Genomic DNA, 4,117 nt, shown 5'->3' with positions numbered 1-4,117 from the left:
TGCAAACACGGATGGCTACAGGGCTTACAACGACGAACTTCCAAAAGTAAAACACATTGTTAGCAAGCTGTATACACAGCGTATTGAGTGTGCACATCTGACACTGCGTAACCGATTGCAACGGCTCAATCGCAAGACGCTGGGATATTCAAAATCATCCGAAATGCACGATAGGATCATCGGTACTTACATCGAACGCGAGTACTACGTTTGATTCTACATCAACTCATCGAATACACTACCTATAATTCGCTCGTTACTGTTTGTTTACCCGTTACTATGCCATTCGGCATTTCCCTCATTTATCAGGTCATTCATTGTCATGGCTGCGACGTCTCACCAGTGTGTCATCATCGGAATTGCAGGAGCATCCGCTTCTGGCAAAAGTCTTATTTCCAGTACGCTATATCGCGAGTTGCGCGATCAGGTGGGGGATGAGCATATCGGGGTCATCCCGGAAGACAGTTATTATAAAGATCAAAGCCATCTGAGCATGGAAGAGCGGGTGAAAACCAACTACGGCCACCCCAATGCCATGGACCATGACCTGCTGTTAACGCATCTGAAAATGCTCAAAGCCGGACAAGCGATTGAGTTACCACAGTACAGTTATGTTGAGCATACCCGCAAGCAAGAGACGGTACGTTTGTTGCCGAAGAAAGTGATCATTCTGGAAGGTATCTTGTTACTGACTGAAGTCCGCCTGCGCGCTGAGCTGAATTTTTCTATTTTTGTCGATGCCCAGCTGGATATCTGCTTGCTGCGCCGTATGCGCCGTGATGTGAACGAACGTGGTCGCTCCATGGACTCGGTCATGGAACAGTATCAAAAAACGGTACGCCCAATGTTTTTGCAATTTATTGAACCGTCCGAGCAATATGCAGATATTATCGTGCCACGCGGCGGTAAAAACCGTATTGCGATTGATATTCTGAAAGCCAAAATCAGTCAGTTTTTTGAAGAATTCACCGAAGACGGCGTAAACGAGAAAAGGGAACAACATGAGACTGTGCGATCGTGACATAGAAAGCTGGCTAGACGATGGACGCCTGGTTATCACCCCCCGTCCTCCCGTTGAACGAATCAACGGTGCAACGCTGGATGTGCGGCTGGGTAATCAGTTTCGCGTTTTCAGCGGACACACTGCCGCATTTATCGATTTAAGCGGCCCAAAAGACGAAGTTAGCGCGGCGCTCGATCGCGTGATGAGCGATGAAATCAACTTGCCGGAAGGCGAAGCGTTTTTCCTGCATCCTGGCGAATTGGCGCTGGCGGTGACGTTGGAATCGGTGACATTGCCGGATAATCTGGTGGGCTGGCTCGACGGTCGCTCATCGTTGGCGCGCCTAGGATTAATGGTTCACGTTACTGCGCATCGCATCGATCCCGGCTGGCAGGGTAGAATTGTGCTGGAGTTCTATAATTCAGGTAAGCTACCGTTGGCATTACGCCCTGGCATGATTATCGGTGCATTGAGTTTTGAACCGCTCTCTGGCCCGTCCGCGCGCCCCTACAACCGTCGTGAAGATGCAAAATACAAAGATCAGCAGGGCGCTGTGGCGAGCCGAATCGATAAGGATTGATCGCCAGTGCATAATGCTGTTGCACTGATTGTTGGGAGAATGGTATGAAAAGAGTGTTGACGACGCTGGCGATTTTGCTTGTGGTGCTGGCTGTCGGTATGACGGCGATGGTCATGCTGGTGAATCCCAACGATTTTCGCGCTTACATGGTAAGCCAGGTTGATGCACGCAGCGGATACCGTTTGCAGTTGGAGGGGGATCTCCGCTGGCACGTTTGGCCGCAGCTCAGCATTCTCTCTGGCGGTATGTCGCTAACCGCGCCGGGCGCGGCGGCACCGATTGTCAGTGCAGAAAACATGCGTATGGATGTGAAACTCTGGCCGCTATTGTCACATCGTCTGGAAGTGAAGCAGGTGATGCTCAAAGGCGCGGTGGTGCGCTTAACGCCTGAAAGCGAAGCGCATCGCCCCAGCACCGCGCCCATTGCGCCAGCCGGTTCGTCAACGCCTGAAGAGACGCGCAATTGGCGACTTGCCATTAATCAGTTGAAAATCGTGGATAGCCTGTTGATTTTGCAGCGCAGTGACGAAGAACAGCTCAACGTACGCGATATCAACCTCACTTTGGAAGAGAGCAGTGAGCGCCAACTGGCGATGGAATTGACCAGCCGCATTAATCGCGATCAGCGCGACCTTGCAGTATCACTTCAGGCGAATCTCTATATGCAGCACTATCCGCAGCAAATCGACGCCAGCATCGAACAATTTCAATACCAACTTCAGGGCGCAGGTATTCCCGTTGGCGGCATTAGCGGCAGTGGTAGCCTCCTAGCCAGCTATCAACAAGCTGCTGGTGCTACTCAGCCAGAAAAAGTCACGATAAGTCAGTTCACTCTGGCGGCAAGTGACAGTCAACTGAGCGGGAATGCGACAGCAATCCTGGGTGATCACCCTGTCTATACGCTGGACATCAACGCGGCACTGCTAAACCTTGATGCACTGCTGGGAAGTGCGCCAACGGCACAAACGCAAAAAGCTTCGCCAGCCGCGATCAAGACCGTTACGCCGGTAGTCTCGACGGAGCGCGGGTTGAGTGAGGGCGATGCCTCATGGCAATCGTTTAGTGCGCAGTTGGCATTGCAGGCAGACACGCTTATCTACCGTGGCCTGACATTCAGCAAGGTAAACATCAACGCGGTTAATCAGGTTGGCGTACTGACTCTTTCCTCGTTGCAGAGTGAGCTTAACGGCGGGCGTATCGCACTGACCGGAAAAATGGATGCGAAGGCAACACCTAAAATCACTTTGCAACCCACTATTGAGGGTGTGAGCGTTGAGCCGCTGACAGTCGCGTTTGCGTTACCGCAAACGGTAAGTGGCAAACTGTCGTTAAAGGGACAATTTAGTGGCGATACTTTCTCGCTGGATGCATTGATGCGTCAGTGGCGGGGTAACGCGACATTGCGTGTGGACAACCTGCGTTTTCATGGCGTGAATATTCAGCAGATGATTCAGTTGGCGGTGGTGCGCAACAACAGCAATGTACAGGCGTTAGAGCGCTACGATCGTTATACCGACGTTACGCGGTTGACCGGCAATACCGATCTCAATGCAGGCAAACTGCGGGTAAGTGATATCACCGGTCAATCTGCGCTGCTGTCGCTCACCGGCACCAGCCAGTTTGATCTCCCGGCTCAACAATGTGACATGAATTTTAACGTGCACATTACCGACGGCTGGCGTGGCAATGAGCAGTTAGTGGAGATTTTAAAATCTACCAGCGTACCTCTGCGTATTTATGGCCCGATCAATAACTTGAGCTATCAACTACAAGTCGATCAGTTGCTGCGTAAACGCCTTCAGGATGAGATGAAAAAGCGGCTCAATGAGTGGGCAGACAAAAACCAGCAGAGCCAGACCGGAAAAGGGCTAAAACAGCTTCTCGACAAGCTTTGATTGCCTATGTCGTGGTCTTAAGATCGAGGTCGATAAATAGGGGGGACTCATTATTTCCGCCCCCTTCGCCAATCAAGAACGCCGCTCGTCATTCCCGCCCTTACCCGTCATTCCCGCGAAGGAGGGAATCTCCCACAGACTAAACGCATTTCCGCTGGCAGAGGCCCCTGACTTTTGCCGAGGACGTCAGAGATAGCTACCAAGACAACAACGTTCGCCAATAGTTTTTTTCTTTCAATACACCAATAGACAGTTTATTAACCTTATCTCTTTTACGGAAATAAAGGTCGTGTATTCAATATGTTGATTGCAGTGTGAAATGTCCGATTTTGGATGTGGAATACAGTGGCTAAAGTTGATGTAAGATGCCCGTTTTGTGAACAGACATCTCCTGTGAAAAAACACGGTTATGGCAAAAGTGGCCATCAGCGTTACCGTCTTCAGTCATGCAAACACGGATGGCTACAGGGCTTACAACGACGAACTTCCAAAAGTAAAACAAATTGTTAGCAAGCTGTATACACAGCGTATTGAGCGTGCACATCTGACACTGCGTAACCGATTGCAACGGCTCAATCGCAAGACGCTCGGATATTCAAAATCATCCGAAATGCACGATAGGATCATCGGTACTTACAT

Annotated in this window: 5 protein-coding genes and 2 pseudogenes; 6 read left to right on the top strand and 1 reads right to left on the bottom strand. The window is 50.5% G+C overall.

What is annotated here, in order from left to right:
• The 4 genes and pseudogenes from QZ506_RS14710 to asmA all read left to right on the top strand — a co-directional run.
• Positions 1-214, top strand: a 214-nt coding sequence (locus QZ506_RS14710; RefSeq protein ID WP_291972035.1) for an IS1 family transposase, incomplete at its 5' end; no start/stop codon positions are given.
• 108 nt (positions 215-322) lie between these two features.
• A pseudogene (udk, locus tag QZ506_RS14705) lies at positions 323-961 on the top strand (uridine kinase); the annotation flags it as partial.
• A gap of 40 nt (positions 962-1,001) precedes the next feature.
• A complete protein-coding gene (gene dcd / locus QZ506_RS14700; RefSeq protein ID WP_291972033.1) occupies positions 1,002-1,583 on the top strand; it encodes a dCTP deaminase in 582 nt (193 codons plus the stop codon).
• Between the two features lie 44 nt (positions 1,584-1,627).
• Positions 1,628-3,478 (top strand): outer membrane assembly protein AsmA, encoded by a 1,851-nt coding sequence (gene asmA / locus QZ506_RS14695; protein WP_291972031.1) that lies wholly within the window; start codon positions 1,628-1,630, stop codon positions 3,476-3,478.
• 234 nt (positions 3,479-3,712) lie between these two features.
• On the opposite strand, the gene QZ506_RS14690 is transcribed toward asmA, so the two are convergent.
• Positions 3,713-3,904: a hypothetical protein gene (locus tag QZ506_RS14690; RefSeq protein WP_291972029.1), complete on the bottom strand. Its 192-nt coding sequence runs from the start codon at positions 3,902-3,904 to the stop codon at positions 3,713-3,715.
• On the opposite strand from QZ506_RS14690, the gene QZ506_RS14685 reads away from it, so the two are divergent.
• Both QZ506_RS14685 and QZ506_RS14680 read left to right on the top strand, forming a co-directional pair.
• The gene (locus tag QZ506_RS14685) at positions 3,872-3,988 is read left to right on the top strand and encodes a hypothetical protein (RefSeq protein WP_291972027.1); all 117 of its coding nucleotides are present in this window, start codon (positions 3,872-3,874) and stop codon (positions 3,986-3,988) included. The genes QZ506_RS14690 and QZ506_RS14685 overlap by 33 nt on opposite strands.
• Positions 3,981-4,117, top strand: a pseudogene (locus QZ506_RS14680) (IS1 family transposase); the annotation flags it as partial. The gene QZ506_RS14685 and the pseudogene QZ506_RS14680, both read left to right, overlap by 8 nt.

The organism is Candidatus Symbiopectobacterium sp. (genome assembly GCF_020054415.1).
Taxonomy (GTDB): domain Bacteria; phylum Pseudomonadota; class Gammaproteobacteria; order Enterobacterales; family Enterobacteriaceae; genus Symbiopectobacterium.
This window is presented reverse-complemented; position numbering and strand designations above follow the sequence as displayed.

Excerpts from the sequence above, each read along its gene's own strand:
- dcd (WP_291972033.1), top strand. The coding sequence starts at position 1,002 with ATGAGACTGTGCGATCGTGACATAGAAAGCTGGCTAGACGATGGACGC.
- asmA (WP_291972031.1), top strand. The coding sequence starts at position 1,628 with ATGAAAAGAGTGTTGACGACGCTGGCGATTTTGCTTGTGGTGCTGGCT.
- QZ506_RS14690 (WP_291972029.1), bottom strand. The coding sequence starts at position 3,904 with ATGGCCACTTTTGCCATAACCGTGTTTTTTCACAGGAGATGTCTGTTC.